Origin of the sequence: Ruminococcus flavefaciens, from assembly GCF_900119075.1 — a bacterium.
GTDB classification, from domain to species: Bacteria; Bacillota; Clostridia; order Oscillospirales; family Ruminococcaceae; genus Ruminococcus; species Ruminococcus flavefaciens_Q.
Genome location: NZ_FPIP01000005.1, coordinates 184,398 through 208,921 on the forward strand (window position 1 = coordinate 184,398; position 24,524 = coordinate 208,921).

Genomic DNA, 24,524 nt, shown 5'->3' on the forward strand with positions numbered 1-24,524 from the left:
GGAATTTTTATGCCGACAACACTTTTCACCGAAATAGAATACTTAAAGGGCGTGGGAAAGGCACGCGGCGAGAAATACCGCAAGCTTGGCATAACTACGCCCTATGAGCTCATATATCATATCCCTCGGGACTATCTTGACTTCCGCACACACGTACCCGTAGCGCAGGCAGTCCTCGGGGACTACAACGTATTAAAGCTTACCATATTCAGAAAAATGCCTCCACAGCGCATAAAGGGCGGACTTGTCATCTGCAAAGCCGCCGCCTCCGACGGCACAGACGATATCCTTATTGTGGTCTACAACAACGTCTACTACTTTCAGGCGCTGAAAGAGGGCGAGACCTACTATATGTACGGCAAGGTGTCGGGCAATTTCCTCCGCAAGGAGATAAGCTCCCCCATATACATCAAGGCGTCCGAGCAGGTGCTGATACAGCCCATATATCATCTTACTCAGGGACTTTCCGTGACCATGGTCCGTACCAATATGCGTCAGGCTCTTGAAATAATGCGCAGTGAGCCCTTTGAGACCTTATCCGACGATATACTGCGGAAATACGACCTTGCCCCCCTCATGTGGTCGCTGGAGAATATCCACTTCCCCGAGAGCGAGCTTGCCGCGGAGACTGCGCGTCGCAGGCTTGCCTTTGACGAGCTTCTGAAGCTCCAGCTTGGTATGTCCGTGATGAAGTCCCGAAGCCGCAATAATACCGCCTACAAAATGGACTCCGCCGTGAACGTTAAGGACTTCACCGAGGGACTGCCCTTTGAGCTCACCGACGACCAGAAAAAGGCAGTTGACGAGATAGTATCCGACCTCTGCCGTGACGTCCCCATGAACCGCCTTTTGCAGGGCGACGTGGGCAGCGGCAAGACCGCTGTTGCAGCGGCAGCCTGCTATTTTACGGCAAAAAACGGCATACAGTCCGCACTTATGGCTCCCACGGAGATACTTGCGGCACAGCATTACCGAACCCTCAGCGATTTCCTTGAACCCTTCGGCGTCAAGGTCTGCCTGCTGACTGGCTCAATGACCGCAAAGAAAAAAGCGGCTGTCCGCGAGGAAATAGCCGCAGGAAATATCGACGTAATCGTGGGCACTCACGCCATTATCCAGAAGGACGTGGAGTACAGGGCGCTCGGACTTGTCATCACCGACGAGCAGCACCGCTTCGGCGTTGCACAGCGAGCAGCACTTGCTGAAAAGGGCGACGCTCCCCACAAGCTTGTTATGTCCGCAACTCCCATACCGCGCACCCTCGCTCTTATCATCTACGGAGACCTTGATATATCGGCAATAACTCAGCTCCCCAAGGGCAGAAAGCCCGTAAAGACCTATGCGGTCACGGGCAAGCTCCGCAGCCGTGCATTCGGCTTTGTACGGGAGCGCCTTGACGAGGGACGTCAGGCGTATGTGGTCTGCCCCATGATAGAGGAGAGCGAAAGCGAGCTTTTCGCGGTCAAGACCTACGCTGAGAACGCCGCAAAGGGTGACTTAAAGGGCTATACCACGGCTCTGCTCCACGGAAAGATGAGAGCCGCCGAAAAGGACAAGGTCATGGAGAAATTCCGTGACGGCGAGATACAGGTGCTTATCTGCACCACCGTTGTGGAAGTGGGAGTCGACGTGCCAAATGCGGCAGTCATGGTCATTGAAAACGCCGAGCGCTTCGGACTATCCCAGCTTCATCAGCTCCGCGGACGAGTAGGCAGAGGCAGCTTTGAGAGCAGCTGTATACTCATAACCGACAATACTGCCGAGGACTGCGTGAAGCGAATGAAGATAATGTCCTCGACTACCGACGGCTTCAAGATAAGCGAGGAGGACCTGAAAATGCGCGGTCCGGGAGACTTCTTCGGCAGCGCACAGCACGGACTTCCGCCGCTGAAAATAGCGGATATCGCCTGCAACATGGAGCTTATGAACCGTGCCCAGAACTGCGCAAGGGAGCTACTCGCCGACGATCCGCTTCTGGAAAAGCCGCAGAATAAAGCGCTGAAAATGGACGTAATGCGCCTGTTCAGCAAGGATATAATCGGATAGATATGTAGGGGCGGATATTATACGCATGAGTAAGTAGAAAGTAGTGAGTAGTAAGTAGTTCTTTAGACACTGTAATTACTTCCTGACAACCTGAACGGGATTCCAAAGGGACGTGTTCCTTTGGTCAGGTCAAGGGATGAAAGCCCTTGTGGGGTGTGGGGCAAAGCCCCGCAGTTACAAAGCGCTCCTAACAGGAGCGAGTACCCTCTGCCCTATGGGCATCTCCCTGTACTACAGGGAGTAACCGCAAGGGGTGAATTAAAACACAGTCCGGTGAACTGTGTTTTAAGAGGGTGACTCCCTACAGTGTAGGGAGATGTCAGCAAAGCTGACAGAGGGTGCCGAGCCCGATTAGGGACGCCCTGTAAGAGAGGGCGTCCCTTGATTTTGATGATACTTCCCGTGTCGAGGAGCAATTTCCCTATATATAAAAACTCCCGAGAGTTGCAACTCTCGGGATTTTCTTTTTTTGCATGAACTAATGCTTCATACTTTCATTCGTGGTTATATACATTATACCTCGTTATATCCGTCTTGTCAATACTTACTCAACAGAAATGATATAGTAGTACACAGGCTGACCGCCGTTTACAAGCATTACCTCTATCTTGTCGCTGAGCTTGGACTGAATGAACTTCTGGAGCTCCTCAGCGTCCTCCTCGGGCACATCAGTGCCGTGGATAAGGGTAACATAGCTTACATCGCCCTTAGCCAGCTTCTTGACCAGCTTGTAGGTAGCCTTGTTTATATCGCGCTCTGTGAACGAGAGCTTGCCGTTATCGAGAGCAAGTATCTCGCCCTCTTTTATTTGATGACCTTCAAACTCGGAGTTTCTTGCGGCAAAGGTGATAAGACCTGTTGAGACCTTCTCGAAAGCCTTGGTCATAGCGATACGGTTCTCGGAGAGGCTGCTGCTGTCGTCGAAAGCCAGCATAGCCGCGATACCCTGCGGAATAGTTCTTGTCTGGAGCACGCAGACCTTTCTGTCGGTGAGCTTTACAGCCTGCTCAGCCGCCATGATGATGTTCTTGTTATTGGGGAGCACGAATACTGTATTTGCAGGAGTTTTCATAATAGCGCGGAGAATATCATCGGTAGAGGGGTTCATGGTCTGACCGCCCTTTACAACAACATCAGCGCCTAAGTCTGTGAACATAGCCTCCAGGCCGTGACCTGCGGCAACAGCAACGAAGCCGAACTCCTTTTCGGGCTCTGCGGGAGTAAGTCCCTCCTTGGCAGCCTTGGCGTCCTTGACCTTGTTTTCGTGCTGGATACGCATATTCTCTATCTTCGGACGGGGATCGTTGATGAAGTGACCGAACTCCAGTCCCTTTGTGATAGCCTTTCCGGGGTTATCGGTGTGAACGTGTACCTTGATTATCTTCTCGTCATCGACAACAACTACACAGTCGCCGATAGTTTCCAGATAAGCGCGGAGCTTGAACACATCGGGGCAGTTTTCTTCCTTTTCCAGCATGAACTCTGTGCAGTATGTAAACCTGATATCGTCGTCATACTCGCTGACAGCAGTTCTGAAGGAATCGGACGAGCCCTCCTGAGCAGCAGGAGCTTCTGCGGACTCAGCTATCTTGCCGCCGTCGAAGACGTCGGTCATAGCTCTGAATATGATACACAGACCTTTTCCGCCTGCGTCAACAACGCCAGCCTTTTTGAGCTGCGGCAGCATTTCTGTAGTTTTAGCAAGAGTAGCCTCCGAAGCGTCGCAGACCTCTTTCCAGAAAGTTACCTCGTCGTTTGTTTCTATAGCGATCTCCTTAGCCTTTGCAGCAGCCGCTTTGACTACAGTTAGGATAGTACCCTCAACAGGCTTCATAACAGCCTTGTAAGCGGCTTCGACGCCGAACTGCAAAGCGTCTGCGAAGTTCTCGCAGCTTGCCTCGGTGCAGCCAGCAAGTCCCTTGGAAAAGCCTCTGAAAATAAGTGAAAGTATTACGCCCGAGTTTCCTCTTGCGCCTCTCAGAAATGCAGAAGCTGCCGTTGAAGCGACCTCAGATACGGGAGCCTTATCGTCAAGACGTTTGAGCTCGGCAACGGAATTGCCGATAGTCATTGACATATTGGTACCTGTATCGCCGTCGGGAACGGGGTATACATTCAGCTCATCGACCTCGCGCTTGCGGTTGCCGATAGTAACGGCAGCGGAGATAATGGCATCTCTGAGTAAAGAACCGTGTATCACAGTAAAAGTCCTCCAATTCTATATGCCTGAACGTTCAGGAGTTCAGGTCGTCAACATAAACGTTGACCTTATGTACGTTTATACCTGCAGCTTCCTCCACAGTGAAGCTGACCTTATGGGTAATGCTGTTTACGGCAGCAGTGATGTTGGTACCGTAGGTCACTTTGATATGCAGGTCGATGATAAGACCGCCGTCCTTGTCGGTACGCAGACGAACGCCCTTGTTTTTTCTGAAAGCCTTGCCTGCGGTAAGAGCAGAAACAGCGGAACGGAAAGTGCTGACGTTGCTGACGTCTGCGACACCGAAGCAGTCTGAAACAGCGTGTTTAACGAGTTCGGTGAGATAATTTTCCGAAATAGTGATCTGTCCGATATGATTTTCAAAGCCTACCATGAGTCATCACTCCTTTTTGAAAAAATGCGGCACGAATGACCGCTATCTAAATAATTATAACACAGTTTGCATAGATTTACAATACCCAAAATGTGAAAATTTAAGTTATCGGGACGGCGCCCAGAGCCCTTAGCCTCCCACGCCTGACGAAATAATCATCATTAACCCAATTGTAAGGGTGAATATTATCTTTGCGCTGTAGGGGCGCACAGTGTGCGCCCGAGCCCTTAGCCTTTAACCGTTAGCCTGTAGGGGCGGCGTTCCGCTGCCCGCATTAAAACATCGGACAATCGTGAACGGGCGCCGAAAAAACAAAGCCCCTCAACGAGGGACTTTTGTTATGGAAGTTCAACAAATTGAAGATGTCTGATTTATGCAGATAAACGAAATTGAAAATTATTTTTCTGAAATTCAACCTGTTCGCGTTGAAAAAAGTGCCTTTTGGGAGTATTTATGAAAGGGCTTTTTTATTTTCGCCCGATGACTTCTTTCTCCACATCAGTACCATACTAACAGCTCCCGCAACGATTATCATAGGGAACACAGAGATTATCTGTCCCCAGAAGTCATTGGTGCGAAGCTCGAATTTATCGCCGTTTGCATTGTAGGTAAATGGCATAAGATTGGAAGTAAGAACCGTATCTATCAGCATATGGCACAGAGCCGCAGGGTATACCGAGTTTGTGCGCTTGGTGAGCCATGTGAGGAAAGCCGACCAGAAAATACACATCACTATCATGGCGATAAAGCCGCCGTATGGGAAAAAGTCGTAATCCCTGCCGAAGTCATAGCCATAAGCAAGGAGAGGACCGTGCCAGAGAGCCCATATTATACCCGTAACTATAACAGCCGCAGGCGCAGGCATGAGCTCCTCAAGCTTGGGAGTAAGATAGCCGCGCCAGCCCAGTTCCTCGCCGAAGCCGTGGACCGCCGTTGCGAAGCCTGTTGCTATCGACAAGAGCAGCATAGCAACAGCCGAAGTGCCGTCACTAAGGGCAGCACTATCGGTGATACTGCCGTTTTTCACAACGAAAAGATGAAGCAACAGTGCACTCACATATGGCAGGGCTATAGGATATAGCACAGCGAGCGCGTAGTATTTACCGCTGTTCCTTTTGCCGAAGCCGAGGAAAGAGTTATGTAAGCCCTCTCTCGTCACTATCCTTGTGATTATAACAGCAATAGCAGGGTAGAGCATAAGCGTATTTCCTGCCAGAACACTGGTGAGACTGCCTTCCTTGTCGGAAAAAGCAAAGCAAAGTATATACACAGGCACATATGCGAGTATGAGATATAAAGCTATACGGAGCAGAGTTTTCTTCTTATTTGGCATAGCTCTCAACTCCCTTCAGATACCATTTTACAGCAAGCCTGTAGGACAGATAATATATGGGTATCACCGCTAAAGTTATAATGCTGAACCACAGCGTCATGCGCTTTACCTTGTTCTCGTCAGCCAGTGCAGCAAGAAGTCTGTCAAAGAATGTATCCATATCTGCAAAAGCCGATGTATCGCCGAAAAGCATATAAGCGAAGAAGATAAAGGCAGCGATACCGATAATGATTATCTTCAAGGATTTGCCTATCTTGCTGCCGAAACGCGCCATAAGGGGAAACTCTATAGCACGCATAGTAAGCTGTATATAGAAGAATCCGATGAAGATAACAGAGCCGTCAGCAAGCTCACTGCTTCCGTCTCTTGCAAAGCCACAGCAGAGTATCAGCGCAGTTACCGTCAGCATTGAATAGCACAGTGTAAACAGGTACTTTGCGCCTATCTGTCCCTTTATTCCTGTGGGAGTAGAAGCGACAAAGTAAGCCCATTTTTTGCGCTCGTCGTCGTTGAATATGGAATCCTCACAAACTCCGCCGATAAGAAAAACCATAAATGCCATAAAAGCCCAAAGCATTATGCTGATACCGCTTGTCAGGTCGTCTTTCATATCGTCGCTGCGGAATATCAGTGCAAACATGAAAGGATAAAACATAGAACCGAGGAAAAAGAGCAGTATCTTCACCCAGTTGGTTCTGATAAGCTTATAAAGAAGTCCCGTCATCAGTAACGCCTCCTTTTGAGCTCTTTTATGCCCCAGAAATAGGCGATCATGATCGCTCCGATAAGAATAAACGGACCTGCCCACAGGAAAATATCGCGCCATTTTGTGAGATAGGGCATAGCGACTTTCATCATACCTGCATCGCTTTCCATATCGGGATAGAGCCTTGCAGCTTCCGCAGAGCAGAACTTTTCGAATTTATACGCTCCATAGATGATAGCTGCGGTCAGAGGTACGAAAAATATCATCACAAAAGCTGCACCCTTGTTCTGAGTTTTCATTATCAGCAGATATGGGATATCTGCTATACACATAGCGCCGTAAACGCACATCATGACGAATATATTCTTGAAATGCTCCATGCTTGCAGGAACTTTTCCTGCTGCGGAGAATATGAACTCGGCAATAACTGCCAGCACAAAGCCTGAGAGCAGAAGCGTTATGCGGACGGTCAGCTTTGACAGTATTATCTTCTTTTCGGGTACAGGCAGAGTATAGGAATAGAGCTGCCACCTTGATTTATAGTCCTTTTCGATGAGGTCATTGTGACCATATGTACAGCCTGCCATGGCGATAAGACCTGCATAGAGATACATCTGCGATAACAGGTATTCGCGCGTTTCTGCGCTATCGTTGTTCTTAGCGAGATTTCCTGCATAGGTGCTGATTATTATCATGGTTATCATCAGCACGAAGATAATATAGGCAAGAAACATATACACCACAGTTTTGCGGCTGAGATAGAATTCACGATAGATAAGACCTTTCATTCATCTCCACTCCTTTTTGCTGCGGTTTACATAGAACAGCATTATATCCTCAAGAGTTGCGGGATCTATGACCGCGCCAGAGTATTTGCGGCTGCATTCAGCCTTGTCGGACACCATTATCTCAGCTCCGAAATCGTTGAGACGGGCGCTAACTATGTCCTCGGGAGCAATGTCCTTGTAGTCGTCCTTAGTGCATTTGAGTATGCCGTGGCTGTAGAGGATATCGTCCTTGTAGCCGCTTATGAGAACTTTTCCCTTGTCGATAAAGGTAACGCTGTCGGCTACCTTGTCAAGGTCAGAGGTGATATGTGAGGACATAAGGATAGAGTGGTCCTCATTCTGCAAATATTCGAGGAAAATGTCCAGTATCTCGTTTCTTACAACGGGGTCAAGACCTGTTGTAGCTTCGTCCATAATGAGAAGCTTCGCATTATGTGAAAGTGCGGAGGCTATCTGCAATTTCATTTTCATGCCCTTTGAGAACTTGCCGAACTTCTTTTTTCTCGGCAGTGAAAATCTGTCAAGGTAATTGAAAAAGGTCTCGGAGCTCCATTCCTCGAAAACTTCGCGGAGAACTTTGTCGATAGTTATAGCGTTAAGCCTGTCGTCAAAGGGTAGCTCGTCGAAAACGGCGGCTATCTGTTTTTTAGCGTCGTATTCGTCCTTTTCATGGTCAAGTCCGAGAAGTTTTATCTCGCCCTCGTCCTTTTTTACGATATTGAGAATGGCGTTTATAGTAGTAGTCTTGCCTGCACCGTTCTGCCCGATAAAGCCCATGATACTGCCTTTGGGCACGTTGAAGCTGACCTTGTCAAGAGTAAATCCGTCATACTTCTTGGTAAGGTCTTTTATTTCTATAGCGTTTTCATAATCATTCATTTTCTGCTCCTCCATATAATAGTTCGAGCATTTCCTTCAGCTCGTCAAGGCTGAGCTCGCACTGTCTTGCCTTTTCACAGGCTTGTGCGAGGAGGTCTTCGGTCTGACGCAGATATTCCTCGCGGAGAAGCTCGGTATTCTGCCCTTTGACGAAGCTGCCCTTGCCTGTATACGACTCGATGAAGCCGTCACGCTCCAAGTCCTCATAGGCGCGTTTTGTGGTGATAACGCTTATGCGGAGCTGCTGAGCGAGAGTACGCATAGAAGGCAGAGCGTCCCCTGCTTTCAGCGTACCGTTGAGGATAAGTCCCTTTATCTGAGAGGATATCTGAGAATAAATGGGCTCACCTGATGAGTTGCTGATAATAATATCCATAGTTCACCTCATATTGTATATATACGTTATACACATTATAGCATTTGTATATACACTTGTCAAGGGGTTTTTGAAAAAATTGCTTTTTTAGTAATTAGTGATTAGTAGGGGACGCCGCCCTCGGCGTCCCGCAAATTACGTAATAATTATAAATGACCGTATGTAGGGGCGAACAGTGTTCGCCCGAAAATAAGCGTGTATACTGACGGGCGCACACTGTGCGCCCCTACAGCGCAGAGCCTGCGCCCCCTTGCCACGTTGCCGCTCGTAAACTCGCTCATTATTATCAATACCGATAATCATACATCGCTTACAGCACATTTACACGGGCGGCGGAACGCCGCCCCTACAGCGCAGAGCCTGCGCCCCCTTGCCACGTTGCCGCTCGTAAACTCGCTCATTATTATCAATACCGATAATCGTACATCGCTTACAGCACATTTACACGGGCGGCGGAACGCCGCCCCTACACTAATCACTAATAACTATGCACTAATCATTCCAAGATGTATATGATAGACAAATGAAAACAGCCTTTTTTAGTCAAAATTGCCTATTTTCAAAAAATAATATAGACAAGCTCACGAAAATATTATATAATATAATGTAAGTATCTCGGTACCCGTATACCGTAAATGCGGAAACCGCAGTATTTCTGCGGCTTCGGAGCACTAAAACATGAGAGTTATCACAGGCATTGCAAGAGGCCGTAAGCTTGTCGCACCAGAGGGTATGGACGTAAGACCTACCGCCGACAAGGTCAAGGAAGGCATCTTTTCAGCCGTTCAGTTCGAGCTCGAGGGAGCAAGAGTCCTCGACCTCTTCGCAGGAAGCGGTCAGATGGGTATCGAAGCCCTCAGCAGAGGTGCAGACCACGCTGTTTTTATCGACAGTTCTCTGCGCTCTATCAGATGCGTGAACGAGAACCTGCGCAATACAGGATTTGAACGACAGTCCGAGGTCATCAACCGCGACAGCTATGATTATATCAAGCTCACTGCTCAGACCTTCGATATCATTATCCTCGATCCGCCCTACAGACACAGCCATATCGCCAATATCCTGCCTTTTGCGGCTAAAAAGCTCCGCGACGGAGGCATGATAATCTGCGAGTATGAGTGCGAGGCAGAGGAGCCGCAGGCTCCCGAGGGAATGGTGCTGAGAAAGACCTACCGCTACGGCAAGATCAATGTTACGATATTCTGCAAACCGTCCGAGGAGGTGGCTGAGGAATGAGAAGAGTTGCCGTTTGCCCCGGAAGCTTCGATCCTGTTACACTGGGACATCTGGACATTATCACCAGAGCTTCCAAGCTCTTCGATAAGGTTATCGTCCTCATATCCAGAAATGCAGGCAAGGCACAGCCAAGCTTCACGGCTACGGAGCGTATGCTGATGATAGAACAGGTCACAAGAGACCTTGATAATGTGGTTATAGATATCCTCGACGGACTCCTTGCGGATTACGTGAGAAATGTGGGGGCTGTGGCTATAGTAAAGGGACTCCGCGCTGTCAGCGACTTTGAATACGAATTCCAGATGGCTCTTGCCAATAAAAAGCTGTATGCAGGCGCGGAAACAGTCTTTCTGACAACTGCTACAGAGAATATGTATCTCAGTTCAAGTCTGGTAAAACAGATAGCTTATTTCGGCGGCGATATCAGTCATTTCGTCCCGAATGAAATACTCGATGATATAAAACAAAGACTAATTAAGGAGAGGTAATTGATATGAGCATTGATGAGATTTTAGAAGAAATGGACGAGCTCCTTGATAAGGCGTCCGCAGTTCCTTTTGTTTCACACAAGAAGGTCATCGACGGAGAGCGTATGAGAGAGCTCATCAACGACGTCCGTCTGAATATGCCTCACGAGCTTAAAGAGGCTAAGAAGATAGAGTTCGACTGCCAGCGTATCCTCAACGAGGCTAAGCTCAACGCTGAAAGCATTATCCGCAAGGCTGAGGAGCGTGCAGCTCAGATAGTTTCACGCGAGGCTATCGTTACAGAGGCTAAGAAGAAGGCTCTCGATATGCTCACAAAGGCTCAGACAGCCGCTAAGAACCTCCAGCAGAACGCTGCGGCTTCTGTTGCTAAAATGCTCAACGATACAGAGAATTATTACTCAAGAAATCTCCAGAGCATTAAGGTGGTAAAGGGTAAGCTCAGCAGCACTGTTTCGGCAGGTCTCAGCATGAACCCTACAGATAAGAAAAACGGCTTACAGTAACAGTAAAACGGTACTCGGTGAGTACCGTTTTTTAGTTTGATGAATTTCTAAACGCATGAATGAATAGCGAAAAATAAAAGCAGCACTGCGTATTTGCAGTGCTGCTTTTTGAGTATGAACAATAAAGAAATTATCTGTAGATAGAGCCGTCCTCGATGCTCTGGAGAACGCCTGCACAAAGCTGCTTCCACTGTGCAACTTCAGCCTCGTCGTAGGAGATGACCTTCTTAGCCCATGTTGAGCAGTGTGCACAAGCATTGGGAGCAGTCTGACCTTCTTCGAGAATGTCGTTTACGCAGAGTGACTTGCTGCAGTTGTTGTTCTTGATGAAGTGCTCAAGGAAGCCGTCAAGCTTCTTGTTGTCTACGTAGAGCTTAGGAAGATGCATTGTTCTTCCGTAGTTCATCATTGCCTCAGGCTTGAGGTATTCCATCCATCTCATCTGAGGAGCGCCAACGGGAGGACCTCCCATAGGCATACCGGCAGGAGGTGCTGTGATACCGTGTGCCTTTGCCCATTCCTCAGCTTCGCCGGGTCTTGGAGCTCTGCCTTCCATTATCCATGGAGGAGGACCGCCTGCGGGCATACCCATTGGAGGTGCGCCTGCAGGAGCGCCTGTTGGCATACCGGCAGGAGGTGCGGACATACCGTTTGCCTTTGCCCATTCCTCAGCCTCGCCAGGTCTTGGAGCTCTGCCTTCCATTACCCATGGAGGAGGACCGCCTGCAGGTCTGCCCATTGGAGGAACACCGGCAGGAGCACCCATAGGAGCACCGGCAGGTGCAGCAGCAGGAGCACCGCCCTTTTCAAGACCTGCCTGATCGGGACGTGTAGCGATTGTCTTAGCCTGTGGCCAGTTTACGATGTCGAGGAGGTTTCCGTCGTAAGACTCTTCCATGTAGCCCTTTACTACCTTGTGGAGGAAGTCTGTTGTTCTTGTTCTGTCGATGAGCTTGATAGAGAAGTGCTTGTTGCCTGTCTCTTCTGCAAGCTCTCTGTAGTAGTGAACGTCCTCAGGACGGATGAATTCAGCTGTAAGGATAGCAGCAGGATGTGTTACCTTCTTGTATGCACAGTTGACAAGTGAGTAGTCCATAGAGAACTTGTCAGGATCGGAGTGACCTACGAAGCAGCCGTGTGCAAGACGGAAAGGACATTCTCTGAGGCAGAGATTGTTAGCTATTACACGGAGGTGAAGGTCTGTATCCTTGTACTGTGTGAGGAGCTGCCTGAGAAGATCGAATCTTCTGTTGAAGCCGTGGTCGAGTGTGATCTCGTCTACGCCCCAGTTGCGCCAGTACTCGATGTGCTGGATAGTTGTTGGGTAAGCATAGAGTCCCAGTGTTACGAATGCGTCCTTGAACTCTCTCTTAACGTACTTGATGAGGATAGGGGAATTAAGAGTAAATGCCTTGATACCCATATCGTACATTGTGTGGAGGAAGTCACGGATCTTCTTGCCCATTACAGGATCAAGCTCGTTCTGATCCATTGAAAGCGGGTTGATGAGGTAGTTGAAAGTAATGTCTCGCTTCTGACATTCCTTTACGTAATTAGCGAGCTCATCAAGAGTGAAGTCCGGGATAATTGAAGCAGTACGTCCTCCGGGAAGTCCGTCGTGCTTGAGCTTTCCGAAAAAGCTTGTGATGGCGTGCTTCTTATCATACTGGTCTACGAAATCGAAGAGCTTGTAGTCAAAGTTACAGCCAAGATCGAATGAAATAGAATCCTGATTCATGTTTTCACATCTCCCTTAGAATTTTTATTCAGGACTTATACACTGTGTAATAACTTTTAAGCGATATACGCTCAGAAAAGCGCCTATGACAAGTGGGTTATGTAGTTTACGTGCGTTATTTCGCGGTTTTTGGCTATTATTTCCGCAGAAAGTCCCATATTAAAATTATATCATTTATTCACATTGCTGTCAATGAATTATCTGCAAGTGATTGTTTGGGGAAAGATAATCCTTTTTGTCAATAATTGACAATGAAAAGCAGAATTTTATGCGATAATGCGCCATTGTGGTAAATATCTGCGGTTCGGCGCGGATATTACCGAAAGGATAAAATGAACGCCGCCCCTACAGATATTTCCAATTCAAAAAGCCTTGACAAGAACAAATGTGCGTGTTATAATATATGCAGAACAGATGTTCCTAAAAGAGGTGAGACAATGGAAAGGACATACATCGCTATAGACCTGAAATCATTCTATGCTTCTGTGGAATGCGTAGAACGGGAGCTGGATCCACTTGACGCGAATCTTGTGGTCGCCGACAAGAGCCGAACCGAAAAGACTATCTGCCTTGCTGTCACTCCGTCGCTGAAAGCCTGCGGAGTGGGCGGACGTCCGCGGCTTTTTGAGGTGGTATCGCAGGTGGCTGACGTCAATGCCGCCCGAAGGTTCAGAGCTCCCTACAGGCGATTCCGCGGAAAATCGTGCAGTGCTAAGGAGCTTGCGGCGGACAGGTCGCTGGAGCTGGACTACATCGTGGCTCAGCCGCGAATGGCGCTGTATATCGCCTACAGCACGAAAATATATCAGATATACCTGAAATATGTGGCTCCCGAGGATATCCACGTCTATTCTATCGACGAGGTGTTTATTGATGTTACGGGATATCTTGCGACCTATCGCATGACTGCCCGTGAGCTGGCTGTGACCATGATACGGGACGTTCTGAAAAATACGGGTATTACCGCTACCGCAGGCATAGGCACGAATCTCTACCTTAGCAAGATAGCTATGGATATCGTGGCGAAGCGTATGCCTCCCGATGAGAACGGAGTCCGTATAGCTGAGCTTGACGAGATGTCCTACCGACGCATTATGTGGGAGCACCGTCCGCTGACGGATTTCTGGCGTGTGGGGCGCGGCTACGCAAGCAGGCTCGAGCATCACGGTATGTTCACCATGGGCGATGTGGCGAGAATGTCTACCTCGGAATTCGGCGAAAGGGCGCTGTATAAGCTCTTCGGCGTCAACGCGGAGCTCCTCATCGACCACGCGTGGGGCTGGGAGCCATGCACTATCGCGGATATAAAGAGCTACCGTCCCGAGACAAACAGCATAAGCTCGGGGCAGGTGCTTCAGGAGGCTACAGAGCCCGAAACTGCGCGGCTCATAACATGGGAAATGGCAGATGCGCTGGCTCTTGACCTTGCGGCCAAGGGGCTGGTCACCGACCAGATAACTCTCACTGTGGGCTACGATGTGGAGAATCTCCGCAGGGAGGATATCATGCAGAATTACAAGGGAAAGGTGGTCCTCGACCACTACGGCAGGACTGTGCCTGTTCACGCCCATGGTACGGCGAATCTGACGGCAAAGGTGTCGTCCTCAAAGCTCATCACCGAGGCGGCGGCGGAGCTTTTTGAACGTATCACCGACGGAGTTCTGCTTGTACGCAGGCTGACTATCTGCGCCAACAGGGTGGTGCCTGCGGAGTCCGTCCGCGAGGAACAGCGTCAGCTGGACTTCTTTACCGACTTTGAAGACGAACAGCGCAGGCGGAGCAGGGAAGAAGCCGCTCTGCGGCGCGAGAAAAGCCTGCAGCTTGCCGTGCTGAGAATGAAGGAGCGCTACGGCAGGAATGCGGTGCTCCGCGGCGCTGATTTCTGCGACGGAGCGACGGCGCGTTCACGCAATCAGCAGATAGGCGGTCACAGGGCGTAGTTTTAGAGCTAAGAGCTAAGAACTAAGAGCTAAGAACTAAGAGCTAAGAACTAAGAGCTAAGAAGTGAGAGCTAAGTAGGGGCGGATATTATCCGCCCGAAGTTCGCGTGATATACGTTTTGTAGGGGCTGGCGTCCTCGACAGCCCGTTACTGGCTGAATGATATCCCGTTCAAAAGGAGGAGGGCTTGAGCGTGTCTGATAAATATGATGATATCATCAATATGCCGCATCATGTCTCAAAAAGCAGGGGACAGATGCCGCGGCGCAATCGTGCGGCGCAGTTTGCGCCGTTTGCGGCTCTTACAGGCTATGAGGACGCCATTGACGAGTCCGCACGCAGGACTGACTCGAAAGCCGAGCTCTGCGAGGACGACGCGGCGGAGCTGGACAAAAAAATAAAGCTCCTCGGCGCACGTATAGCCGAAGAACCTTTCTGCGAGGTCGTTTATTTCGTGCCCGACAAGCACAAGTGCGGCGGAAGATATGCCGCTGTGTCGGGAAATGTCCGCTTTATCGAGGAGGCGTCGCGGCAGATAGTGTTCTGCGGCGGTATGCGGATACCTATTGACGATGTGGTGAAGATCTCGCTATAAAAGAGCAACAGCCCTACCTCCGCCCAAGGAGATAAGACTGTTCTGATTTGCCCTCTTACAATGGAAGGATAGCAAAAAGGAATTAACAACAATATATCACAAAGACCGCCTATAGTCTTTGTAAAGGTTCTTTTGTTTAACGATCTCTGCGTGATACTGTAAAGACCACCTGTTCTGAGCTATCCGATCAGAACCAGCGTAAACAGCAAACCCGAATGCAGGTTAGGGGAGTATAGTGCAGAGTCTCCCCGCCTGCGGGCTTGTTGACTTGAAAGGAAAGCTGATGGTATTCAGCATTTATGCGGAGAGTTATGAGAGGTACTCTGCCGCTGTATACGAAGCTGTGAGAGCAGCTTCTGTTTATAATGTCTGTAACTATTTCCGCTCATTATTATTCGGCGAGGACAAAGGAGAGCGGGAGAGGGACCGCTCTTCCTCTGTGCCATAGACCTTGCCTCGCCGTTTAAAGTGAAGCCTTTTCCGCTCTCGGTGCAGAGAAGCGGGCGTGAAGCCTCATTCAGGGTAAGCGTATCATGTGGGACCTATACGCGGTCCGTATGCAGGAGACCTGCCGCTTAAAGCTGTATATCCCGTACTTTCAGAGAAGATTCGGAAAAAACAGCGCCTTGTATCAAAAGCTGTCATTTTGGGAGGGGTAACAGGCTTAAGGTGCTGTTCTTTCCTGCACTTTCTGCTTAGAGGGTTAGATAAGGATATTCTCTTGGCAGGGTTAGGAGCAATAATTCCCGTACATCTGCTTAGGAGGGTATCCCGATAAGCATTATTCAATTTTATCACTCCAAATAAAATATCCCGATAGCAATCTCTTATTGCTATATCAATATTATAAATAAAATGTGAATTGATAACAACCTATAAAATAAATATTTGGTGGATAAAATGAGGGAAATAACGTAAGTGTGCACAATGCAGGTAGGATTTTTACCAAAAAATTAGTCCGATTGCCAAAATCGTTGTGAATTGTACGGACATATATAATTTGTATTGTGATATTTATCCAGACATTTGTCTGTATATGGCAAAAAAATCTGCCCGCTTATGCGGACAGATTTTTCTTTGTTAAAGCGTTTTTAGTTTGTTTACGAGCTCCTCGGCGTTGTCTTTGCCTATATCTATGGTGTATTTCAGGTAGAACAGGTCAACTTCCAGTTTACCGTCGTCGGTTATGTGGATATAGCCGAAATGCAGGTAATTACCGTCATCTGCAAGTCCTGATGTGACTATATGGATAGAGCCGAGCTTGTTTGAAGTATCGAGCGCAGGCGGTTCCTCACCTGCATTTTGCAGCATGAACCTCTGAGCGCCGTTGGATAAGCCTGCTATCTGTGCAGGTCTGTCACTGTAGTCTCTTAAAAGTTCAAAAGCGGACTTTTGGTCGGAGAAAACGTAAAAACGTTTGTCGTTATAGTCGTAAAGTGAAGCTGCTTTCATGGTTTTTTCTGCATTGGCTCCGTTTAATATGTCTCCGAGAGTATCGGGGTTCCATACTTCGTTTACGCCGATATAACCTGTGTTTTGTCCGTATATAACGGCAACGCACATAAAATCGAGGTCAATGTCGCCGTATTTGTAGAAAACAAGGTTCAAGCCTGTTGCATCGTCGCGCTCGGCGGCTATGCTTGTGCCGAGATCGTACCTGCTTATGGTCGAGCCCGTTGTCCTGTAGTAATTGCCGTTATAGCGGAAGCCTGTTATACTTGTTGTGGTGACGGTGGTCGCTATGGTGGTCGTTGTGGTAGATGTGGTAGTGTAGTAAGGTACTGACTCGGTAGCGACAGGGGAAGGTGAATCGCTCGTTTTTGTCGTAGTCACTACTGTGGTATCGGGTATCTTGGTCGTATAGGCGCGTGTAGTGGAGTAGACTGCGCTTGACGTGGTATATATCCGTGTAGTGGAGTAGACTGCGCTTGACGTGGTATATATCCGTGTAGTGGAGTAGGCTGCGCTTGATGTGGTATATACCCGTGTTGTGGAATAGGATACACTGGTGGTATTTAACCGCGTGGTCGTGGTTGTTCTTGTGGTACGTGCAGTAGTTGTGGTGAGTTTGCTTCTTGTGGTGGTTCTTGCAGTTGTAGTCCTTGCGGAGGTCCTGCTGTTCTCGGTAGTGCTGCGGTGTGTTGTGGTAGTAACCACAGTTGTACGGCGGGCAGCCGTTACCTCCATGAATGAGAATGTTGTGGGAAGCGGCGGTTCAACAGTGCTGCTGCCGCTGTTCTTTTTGTGTGTGGTCGTAACAGCAGGAGCGTTTTCGCCCGATACTGTTGTGACAGTTGTGCCGTTTTGTACGGCGGCCTCGCCGTTATTAGCGGTGACAACGGCGGTGGTTGTGGTCACAGGAATGCCTGTGTTTCCGTTTTCGTCCGTAGTCGGCGGAGCAGTGGTATTTGCTTCGGTAACGTTGAACTGAGATTTGTCAGGAGAAGGAGCAATGGTCTTGAGTGAGTCTGTACGCCAGATATTGAAGCCGACAAGCATCATAAGGCAGCAGCTGAGGGCTACAGCTGAGCGCTTGATAAATACTTCTCTTTTGCGCTTCTTTTCTTTTAAGTATTCGTCCCTGCGCCGAAAAACACTACGAGCAACGTCTTTATAGTCTTTCATACTCAAAGCCCTCCTTTTCAAGCTTTGATCTCAGCGCCTGTTTGGCTCTGTACAGGAGATTTTCTATCTGGCGGCAGCTTTTTTTCATTACCCTTGCTGCCTCAGAGTTGCTCAGCTCCTCGAAATATGTAAGGTAGAGCACCTGCCTGTAGTCGGGGTTCAGGGTCTCCATAGCCCTGTGAAGCGAGATCTTCTGTTCCTCTCTAAGATATTCCTTTTCTATGCTGCGCTCATCGGCGATCTTGTCGTATTCTTCGGCTGACCTGTCGGAGATACGGGACAGTTTGCGCATACCGTCCACCGCGACATTGCGGGCAATAGTGAAAAGCCATGTCTTGAAGGAGCTTTTTCCATAGAATCTTGGCTTTTTTGCTGCGATCTTGAAGAATGCGTCCTCCATGAACTCCTCGGCAAGGCTGTAGCTGCCTGTAATGCCGCAGAGGTACAGGATAACTCCGTCTTTGTAATCGCAGATCATATCGACTAAGGCTGTATCGTCGCCCTCGAGATAGCGGCGATAATATAATTCACCCTTGTCTTTGTCCATGAGCGCCTCCTTTCTAAAGGATCTGTCCGCTCTCATTTATTAGACGTTTGAGAAAGCGGAAACTCTCAGTAATTTTTTGGTTTTTCAGATATTTTTTTAATTTAACAATTGAAATAGCAACAAATCATGAAGTTTAGAGTTGAAAGTTATGGTGTCGCCTGCGGCGGTATTATTATAACGTGAGCGAAGCGAACACATTAACTCTCAACTCTACGCTCTAAACTCTCGACTAACAAAAGAAAAAGCAATAACAGAATAAAAAAGGGCGGACAAGCTGTCCGCCCGATGGTTTGTGTCATTACCGATTATCTCTGTTCACAGATGAGCTTGATAGCAGTTCTTTCTTCACCGTCGATCTGGATATTTGCAAATGCAGGAATACAAATGAGGTCTATGCCGATCGGAGCAAGATATCCTCTTGCGATTGCGATCGCTTTCACTGCCTGATTTGCTGCACCGGCACCGACTGCCTGAACTTCAACAGCTTTCTGTTCTCTGATTACACCGGCAATAGCTCCGGCTACAGAATTCGGTGATGAATGTGATGATACTTTCAGAATTTCCATTACAAATAACCCTCCTGATATAAATATTTGTACGTTTAATGTCAAATGCCTTTAGGCTATTGTACAAATATATTATAACTTATAAATAGTAAAAAAGCAAGTGTTTTTATAAATTTTGTGGACTATCTTACAATTATTCTATTTATTTTGTGCGATTTGCCATTTTTTTCATTAAATTCAACTATTGTTCCACAAAGGAAAGAAGCGCCTTCTGCCTCCTGAAATTTCACGGGCATACGGAATCTAAGGCGATTTACCGCGGATTCCGTGTCAACGCCGAGACATGAAAACTCGGGACCGACCATTCCTACGTCGGTGATGTAGGCGGTGTGACCTCCGAGGATACATTCGTCGGCAGTCTGGACATGGGTGTGAGTTCCGAACATTCCGCTGACCTTTCCTGTGAGGTAGTGTCCCATGGCTTTTTTCTCGGAGGTAGCCTCCGCGTGGAAGTCAAGGAAAATATTGGGAGTGTCGATGTTTTCAAGAAGCTCGTCCATTTTGGTGAACGGATTGTCAAGGGGGTCCATGTAGACCGTGCCCATGAGGTTTATGACGGCTACGGAATATGCTCCCATATCAAGGATACGGACTCCGCTGCCTACGCAGCCGCCCTCGGGGTAGTTCGCAGGGCGGACGATGTAGTCCTCGTCGAAGAGCTCCATAGACTCCTTGCGGCGGAAAGCATGATTTCCTGTGGTTATGATGTCGGCTCCTGCGCGGATAATGGCGTCCGCAGAGCCGCGTGTGATGCCGTTGCCCTGCGCGGAGTTCTCGCCGTTTACTATAGTAATGTCAATGTTGTTATCGCGTTTTATGCCGCTGAGCTTGTCTGCGAGAAATTCGCAGCCTGCTCTGCCTACGACGTCACCGATAAAAAGTAGTCTCTTCATGGGCGGCTCTCACTTCTTGGCAGGCTTTTTCTTGCCGCCGAGGTCAGTATCGTATGAGATACCCGTGCCCTGAAGACTTACGGTAGCTTTTTTCTTGTTGTTTACCGTGAGCTTGACCTTTTTGCCTGCTATCTTCGGTCCCTCAACGGATATGCTGCCGCCTTTCTTGTTCTTGTTGAAGCGGAACAGCTTGCCTATTTTGAAGCTTTTTCTGAAATGAAATCCCATATCTTTCCTCCGAATCTTTGTAATTATCAAAAAGCCGCTTCACCCATGAAAGGGATTCCAAAGGGACTGTGTTCCTTTGGCGGAGTCCAGAGGCGGCGCCTCTGGCGGGTTTGGGCAGAGCCCAAAGAAACGAAGGCGCTTCGCAAAGGGTGAATCAAAAAACAGTCCAGTGGACTGTTTTTTTGAGAGGGAACGCCTTGCAAGTGAAGGCGTTCCCTTAATAAATTGGCTTTATTGACAGTCAATCATTAAAACTATACATATAATATATCATAAAAAATCATTTTAATCAATATTAATCATTATTTTTTTGCAGAGCCGTCCAATTCGTCGGTAAATACGAAAAGTTCGTTGGGAGTACATTCCAGAAGCTGGCACATCGCCTCGATATTTTCGTATTTGATGGAGCAGGTCTCGTTGTTTATCATTCGGCTGAAATTCTGATAGCTCATGCCGAGCTGCTTGTACAGCCAGTATTTGGTACGCCCTTTTTCTTCAAGGAGTTCAATGACGTTGAGCTTTAACATAACTTACCTCCGCATTATCTTATTTATACATAAGATATTATTACATTTGAGCTCTTGACATATAGACATTTGCATTATATAATGTAAACATAAGATAAGGAGGTGCGCTGTGAAAGAGTTATTGAAAAAAGCTGTTTGTGAAGCTATTGAAAAAGAGTATCGCTCAGAGAGTGAGGTGCTGACGGAAATACAAAATGTTCTTGTGAGCAATCCCGACAATGATTTCGAGTGCGTCGAGGAAATAATAAGCATTTTGGAAAAATACGGGTACGACTGCGGCGGCTGTCATGATTTTTAATGGCGAAATATAGCCCTGAATCGACAAATTTAAAAAAATCTGAAATTTTTTTCAAAAAACGCTTGACAAATCTTCAATACCGTGGTATAATTATTTTCGTCGTCAGGGACAAGACACCTGACAGAACAAAATAAAGCTTATGCGATGTGGGGGTTTAGCTCAGCTGGGAGAGCATCTGCCTTACAAGCAGAGGGTCACAGGTTCGAGCCCTGTAGTCCCCACCACATGGCCTCGTAGTTCAGTTGGTTAGAACGCCTGCCTGTCACGCAGGAGGTCGACAGTTCGAATCTGTTCGGGGTCGCCAACACGCTTCTGTAGCTCAGTCGGTAGAGCAGGGGACTGAAAATCCCCGTGTCGTTGGTTCGATTCCGACCGGAAGCACCATATAGAACGCGGCAGCGTTCTATATATAATGCGGATTTAGCTCATCTGGTAGAGCGCCACCTTGCCAAGGTGGAGGTAGCGAGTTCGAGCCTCGTAATCCGCTCCATAGTGGCGGGGGAATACTCTCGTCATTGACCAAATCCCGATGCAATAGCGTCGGGATTTTTTATTTTTTCTGTGGGACGCCGAGGACGTCGTCCTCTTACAAAGGAATGCCCATGGTTTCATGTAATGCATGGGCGGATAATATCCGCCCGTTAGGGGACGCCTTCTCTTGCAAGGCGTCCCCTCTCGAAAAACAATTCACTGGATTGTTTTTCGATTCACCCCTTGCGAGGCGCCTTCGGTTCTTGGGCTCTGCCCAAACCCGCCAGAGGCGCCGCCTCTGGACTCCGCCTAAGGAACACGTCCCTTAGGAATCCCGTTCATGTTGTCAGCCGGTAAATAAGGCGATGTTTTAACTGCTTACTACTCACTACTCTCTAAGCACTAATCACTAATAACTAATAACTGAATATTGAATTAAAATTCCGCACAAAGAGCATAGAATGTCTTTGTGCGGATTTACTATATACAAAATTTAATAAAAATGTTATAATAAATATGTTACTATAAATATGTATCACTATATAAATCAAGAGGTATATGAGGTGAACCATGGAAAAGGAAATGCGCTATGCCGTGCTTATCGACGCTGATAACGTTGCGGCTAAGTATACTAAGTACATCCTCGATGAGGTGTCAAACTACGGAGTTGTAACATATAAGCGAGTTTACGGCGACTGGACAAGGGCTAACCTTGCAGGCTGGAAGAATATGGCACTGGACAACGCTATCACTCCCGTTCAGCAGTACAGCTACACTACGGGCAAGAACGCCACCGACTCGGCTATGATAATCGACGCTATGGATATTCTTTACTCCCATAACGTTGACGGCTTCTGCATTGTTTCCAGTGACAGCGATTTCACAAGACTGGCAATTCGTCTTCGTGAGTCGGGTATGCACGTTATCGGCATGGGCGAGCAGAAGACTCCGAAGCCCTTCAGCACCGCCTGCAATGCTTTCAAGTACCTTGAGATTCTCGCTGATGAGGAGCTTCAGGGCTCGGGCGAGACTGAAAAGCTGGAGATGAAAACTCTCGAAACGGCTATCGTGCGCATAATCACCGAAAATGCAAACCTCAGAGACGAGATAAATATCGGCGAGCTGGGAAGCAGGCTTCTCAACCGCTACCCCGATTTCGACGTCAGAAATTACGGATATTCCAAGTTCTCTCAGTTCCTCAAGGAGTTCGACGGGCTCAGCTTCCGTCAGGAGGGCAGCAGTATACTTGTTTCTCAGAAGACAAGCATGACAGACCTCGAACGCATAGAGAACGCTATTGCCGCTATTGTCCGCACAAACGGCAGCAAGGGCTATAATCTGGGCGAGCTGAAAAAACAGCTCTGCACGAAAATGCCAGAATTTGACGTAAAATCCTACGGCTATTCCAAGTTCAGCAAGTTCGTGGAGAACCTGCCCTCATTCAAAATAAAGAACAACACTGTTATGATTTCGGAGAATTGATTTGATTACAAAAAAAACTGCGGCGCTGCTTGCAGCGCTGTGCGCACTGCTTTTTGTGGCTGCGTGGAGATATATCAAGGCTGCGGGACTTCTAAGAAAATACCCCGAGCCGCAGTATCTCACCGAGGCGGAGGCGGAGTCCAGACCTGTCTACGATCAGCTGAGAACTGACGAAAAGGCTATATACACGGCGCTCTACCGCGGAATTTCACAGCAGCAGGAGTATATCCCCCTGCCTTATGAGGTGGACGGCGATCAGTACTCCAGAATATATTGTATTCTCGAAAAGCAGGAGGGAGAGTTTTTCTTCCTCGATTCGGTCTACTATACGGCGGCTAAGGTCCGCGACGCGAGGGTGGTCTACCGTGACCTGAATCTTATTGACATTCAGGAAACGAAGCTCCGCGATAAAGTCGATTCGATTGTGGACGGAGCGCTTAACACCGATGACTACTCTCTTGTGAGATATATAAATGATTATCTTGTCGATAATTGCAGGTACATAACAGGCGAGGACGTGGAATATGCGTCCACGGCTTACGGCTGTCTTGTGGAGGGCGAGGCTAACTGCGAGGGCTATGCCAAGGCGTTTGACCTGCTGGCGGCGGAGCTTGGACTGAAAAGCGTTCTTATAACAGGAACGACGGAAAGCGGCGAGAATCATGCGTGGAATCAGGTAAAGGTCGGCACCGACTGGTACAATATCGACGTGACATGGGCGGATACAGACGTCATGGGCGAGACCAGACAGATGTACTTCCTCTGCGATGACGCTACCTTTGAAAGGACGCATTTTGCCGATGATACGCTTTTTGAGCCGTTTCCCTGCGGAAATGCAGAGGATAACTATTATGTAAAGAATGGTCTCTACGCAGACAGCTCCGAGAGAGCTGAGGAGATAATCCGCCGTGAGCTCAGCTCGGGCAATGGCGTGATAGAGCTGCGTTTTTCTGATATATTCGTTTATGACAATTTCAAAAGAGAGTATATCGACACGGAAAAGATATTTGAAGTTGCTGTTGAAACGGGCTATCCCTTTGGTGCGCAGATCAATCTTTCCCTCAGAGAAAACGAGCAGGAGAACTGCATGACGCTGGATTTTACGGCTGAGTAGTGAAATTAGACACAATTCGGGATAAAGCAACAATCAAGCTTGTAAGAAATTCCGTGTTGACTTTGCCGTGCAGGCGTGCTATAATAATTAAGTCGCCGCGAGAGAGCGAAACAGTAAGCCTGCTGGCGCAGCATGGATAACTCGCTCGGAAGTGACAACAAAAAAATCTCAGAAAATTTTCAAAAAGGTATTGACAAAGAAAAATTTCTGTGATATAATATTAAAGCTGTCCCGCGAGGGAGACTGAGCGGAGAGAGCGAACAGCATCTTGAAAATTGAACAATGTGAAGAAAAAAAGTAACGACCCTTGAGATTCCTTTGCTAAGTTTAAGGACTTAGGAAAGAAAGTCAAGAAAAGACTAAAAAACACATTGAAGTAATAACGCAAGCGTTATGAACTGGATCAGATATCTAAATCGAGAGATTTAAATATACAACTTTAATAAAGAGTTTGATCCTGGCTCAGGACGAACGCTGGCGGCACGCTTAACACATGCAAGTCGAACGGAGATATTTTGAGTTTACTTAGGATATCTTAGTGGCGGACGGGT

At 48.0% G+C, this 24,524-nt stretch carries 23 protein-coding genes, 4 tRNA genes and 1 rRNA gene; 14 read left to right on the forward strand and 14 right to left on the reverse strand.

What is annotated here, in order from left to right; genetic code table 11:
* Positions 1-9: 9 nt before the first annotated feature.
* Positions 10-2,046, forward strand: a complete 2,037-nt coding sequence (gene recG / locus BT105_RS09370; RefSeq protein ID WP_072300468.1) for an ATP-dependent DNA helicase RecG — start codon at positions 10-12, stop codon at positions 2,044-2,046.
* Between the two features lie 544 nt (positions 2,047-2,590).
* Here the strand turns inward: recG and BT105_RS09375 are convergent.
* The 7 genes from BT105_RS09375 to BT105_RS09405 all read right to left on the reverse strand — a co-directional run bounded on the left by BT105_RS09375 (position 2,591) and on the right by BT105_RS09405 (position 8,722).
* Positions 2,591-4,246 carry a DAK2 domain-containing protein gene (locus BT105_RS09375; protein WP_072300469.1) on the reverse strand — a complete coding sequence of 552 codons (1,656 nt, stop codon included), beginning with the start codon at positions 4,244-4,246 and terminating at the stop codon, positions 2,591-2,593.
* A gap of 34 nt (positions 4,247-4,280) precedes the next feature.
* Positions 4,281-4,640 (reverse strand): Asp23/Gls24 family envelope stress response protein, encoded by a 360-nt coding sequence (locus tag BT105_RS09380; RefSeq protein ID WP_028514133.1) that lies wholly within the window; start codon positions 4,638-4,640, stop codon positions 4,281-4,283.
* A 451-nt stretch (positions 4,641-5,091) separates the two neighbouring features.
* The gene (locus tag BT105_RS09385; protein ID WP_072300470.1) at positions 5,092-5,973 is read right to left on the reverse strand and encodes a CPBP family intramembrane glutamic endopeptidase; all 882 of its coding nucleotides are present in this window, start codon (positions 5,971-5,973) and stop codon (positions 5,092-5,094) included.
* The gene (locus BT105_RS09390) at positions 5,963-6,697 is read right to left on the reverse strand and encodes an ABC-2 transporter permease (RefSeq protein ID WP_072300471.1); all 735 of its coding nucleotides are present in this window, start codon (positions 6,695-6,697) and stop codon (positions 5,963-5,965) included. Before BT105_RS09390 ends, BT105_RS09385 begins: the two co-directional genes overlap by 11 nt.
* Entirely contained in the window at positions 6,697-7,467 is a 771-nt protein-coding gene (locus BT105_RS09395; protein ID WP_072300472.1) for an ABC-2 transporter permease, read from the reverse strand. Before BT105_RS09395 ends, BT105_RS09390 begins: the two co-directional genes overlap by 1 nt.
* Positions 7,468-8,346 (reverse strand): ABC transporter ATP-binding protein, encoded by an 879-nt coding sequence (locus tag BT105_RS09400; RefSeq protein WP_072300473.1) that lies wholly within the window; start codon positions 8,344-8,346, stop codon positions 7,468-7,470. It lies immediately after the preceding gene.
* Positions 8,339-8,722 (reverse strand): GntR family transcriptional regulator, encoded by a 384-nt coding sequence (locus tag BT105_RS09405; protein WP_072300474.1) that lies wholly within the window; start codon positions 8,720-8,722, stop codon positions 8,339-8,341. Before BT105_RS09405 ends, BT105_RS09400 begins: the two co-directional genes overlap by 8 nt.
* A 678-nt stretch (positions 8,723-9,400) precedes the next feature.
* Here BT105_RS09405 and rsmD point away from each other — a divergent pair.
* From rsmD to BT105_RS09420, 3 genes are read left to right on the forward strand one after another with little or no spacing between them, the layout of a single operon-like run.
* On the forward strand, positions 9,401-9,958 hold the full coding sequence (rsmD, locus tag BT105_RS09410; RefSeq protein ID WP_028515708.1) for a 16S rRNA (guanine(966)-N(2))-methyltransferase RsmD: 558 nt from the start codon (positions 9,401-9,403) through the stop codon (positions 9,956-9,958).
* Complete coding sequence (coaD, locus tag BT105_RS09415; RefSeq protein ID WP_024861501.1) at positions 9,955-10,446, forward strand: pantetheine-phosphate adenylyltransferase; 492 nt, start codon at positions 9,955-9,957, stop codon at positions 10,444-10,446. The genes rsmD and coaD overlap by 4 nt, the downstream gene beginning before the upstream one ends.
* A gap of 5 nt (positions 10,447-10,451) precedes the next feature.
* On the forward strand, positions 10,452-10,949 hold the full coding sequence (locus BT105_RS09420; RefSeq protein WP_072300475.1) for an ATP synthase subunit B family protein: 498 nt from the start codon (positions 10,452-10,454) through the stop codon (positions 10,947-10,949).
* Positions 10,950-11,079: 130 nt separating this feature from the next.
* Here BT105_RS09420 and BT105_RS09425 read toward each other — a convergent pair whose 3' ends face one another.
* The gene (locus BT105_RS09425; RefSeq protein ID WP_072300479.1) at positions 11,080-12,687 is read right to left on the reverse strand and encodes a hypothetical protein; all 1,608 of its coding nucleotides are present in this window, start codon (positions 12,685-12,687) and stop codon (positions 11,080-11,082) included.
* A 437-nt stretch (positions 12,688-13,124) separates the two neighbouring features.
* On the opposite strand from BT105_RS09425, the gene BT105_RS09430 reads away from it, so the two are divergent.
* Positions 13,125-14,627, forward strand: coding sequence for a Y-family DNA polymerase (locus tag BT105_RS09430; protein ID WP_072300498.1), 1,503 nt, complete (start codon positions 13,125-13,127; stop codon positions 14,625-14,627).
* 193 nt (positions 14,628-14,820) lie between these two features.
* The gene (locus BT105_RS09435; RefSeq protein ID WP_072300481.1) at positions 14,821-15,222 is read left to right on the forward strand and encodes a hypothetical protein; all 402 of its coding nucleotides are present in this window, start codon (positions 14,821-14,823) and stop codon (positions 15,220-15,222) included.
* A 1,080-nt stretch (positions 15,223-16,302) separates the two neighbouring features.
* Here the strand turns inward: BT105_RS09435 and BT105_RS09445 are convergent.
* From BT105_RS09445 to BT105_RS09470, 6 genes are all read right to left on the reverse strand, one after another.
* A complete protein-coding gene (locus BT105_RS09445) occupies positions 16,303-17,847 on the reverse strand; it encodes a hypothetical protein (RefSeq protein ID WP_072300485.1) in 1,545 nt (514 codons plus the stop codon).
* The gene (locus tag BT105_RS09450) at positions 17,834-18,394 is read right to left on the reverse strand and encodes an RNA polymerase sigma factor (RefSeq protein ID WP_072300486.1); all 561 of its coding nucleotides are present in this window, start codon (positions 18,392-18,394) and stop codon (positions 17,834-17,836) included. The genes BT105_RS09445 and BT105_RS09450 overlap by 14 nt, the downstream gene beginning before the upstream one ends.
* A gap of 305 nt (positions 18,395-18,699) precedes the next feature.
* Positions 18,700-18,960: a stage V sporulation protein S gene (locus BT105_RS09455; protein WP_024861514.1), complete on the reverse strand. Its 261-nt coding sequence runs from the start codon at positions 18,958-18,960 to the stop codon at positions 18,700-18,702.
* Positions 18,961-19,082: 122 nt separating this feature from the next.
* Entirely contained in the window at positions 19,083-19,853 is a 771-nt protein-coding gene (locus tag BT105_RS09460) for a TIGR00282 family metallophosphoesterase (RefSeq protein ID WP_072300487.1), read from the reverse strand.
* Between the two features lie 9 nt (positions 19,854-19,862).
* On the reverse strand, positions 19,863-20,081 hold the full coding sequence (locus tag BT105_RS09465; protein WP_037324983.1) for a DUF4236 domain-containing protein: 219 nt from the start codon (positions 20,079-20,081) through the stop codon (positions 19,863-19,865).
* 302 nt (positions 20,082-20,383) lie between these two features.
* Positions 20,384-20,608, reverse strand: a complete 225-nt coding sequence (locus BT105_RS09470) for a helix-turn-helix domain-containing protein (protein WP_024861517.1) — start codon at positions 20,606-20,608, stop codon at positions 20,384-20,386.
* Positions 20,609-20,717: 109 nt separating this feature from the next.
* Here BT105_RS09470 and BT105_RS09475 point away from each other — a divergent pair, with 109 nt between their 5' ends.
* From BT105_RS09475 to BT105_RS09510, 8 genes are all read left to right on the forward strand, one after another.
* Entirely contained in the window at positions 20,718-20,906 is a 189-nt protein-coding gene (locus tag BT105_RS09475) for a hypothetical protein (RefSeq protein WP_024861518.1), read from the forward strand.
* Between the two features lie 148 nt (positions 20,907-21,054).
* A tRNA-Val gene (locus tag BT105_RS09480) sits at positions 21,055-21,130 on the forward strand.
* A 3-nt stretch (positions 21,131-21,133) separates the two neighbouring features.
* Positions 21,134-21,210 (forward strand) — tRNA-Asp (locus BT105_RS09485).
* Between the two features lie 4 nt (positions 21,211-21,214).
* Positions 21,215-21,290, forward strand: a tRNA-Phe gene (locus BT105_RS09490).
* 30 nt (positions 21,291-21,320) lie between these two features.
* Positions 21,321-21,396 (forward strand) — tRNA-Gly (locus tag BT105_RS09495).
* A gap of 551 nt (positions 21,397-21,947) precedes the next feature.
* The gene (locus BT105_RS09500) at positions 21,948-22,859 is read left to right on the forward strand and encodes an NYN domain-containing protein (RefSeq protein WP_072300489.1); all 912 of its coding nucleotides are present in this window, start codon (positions 21,948-21,950) and stop codon (positions 22,857-22,859) included.
* A 1-nt stretch (position 22,860) separates the two neighbouring features.
* Positions 22,861-23,973 (forward strand): transglutaminase domain-containing protein, encoded by a 1,113-nt coding sequence (locus tag BT105_RS09505; protein WP_072300490.1) that lies wholly within the window; start codon positions 22,861-22,863, stop codon positions 23,971-23,973.
* Between the two features lie 439 nt (positions 23,974-24,412).
* Positions 24,413-24,524, forward strand: a 16S ribosomal RNA gene (locus tag BT105_RS09510); the annotation flags it as partial.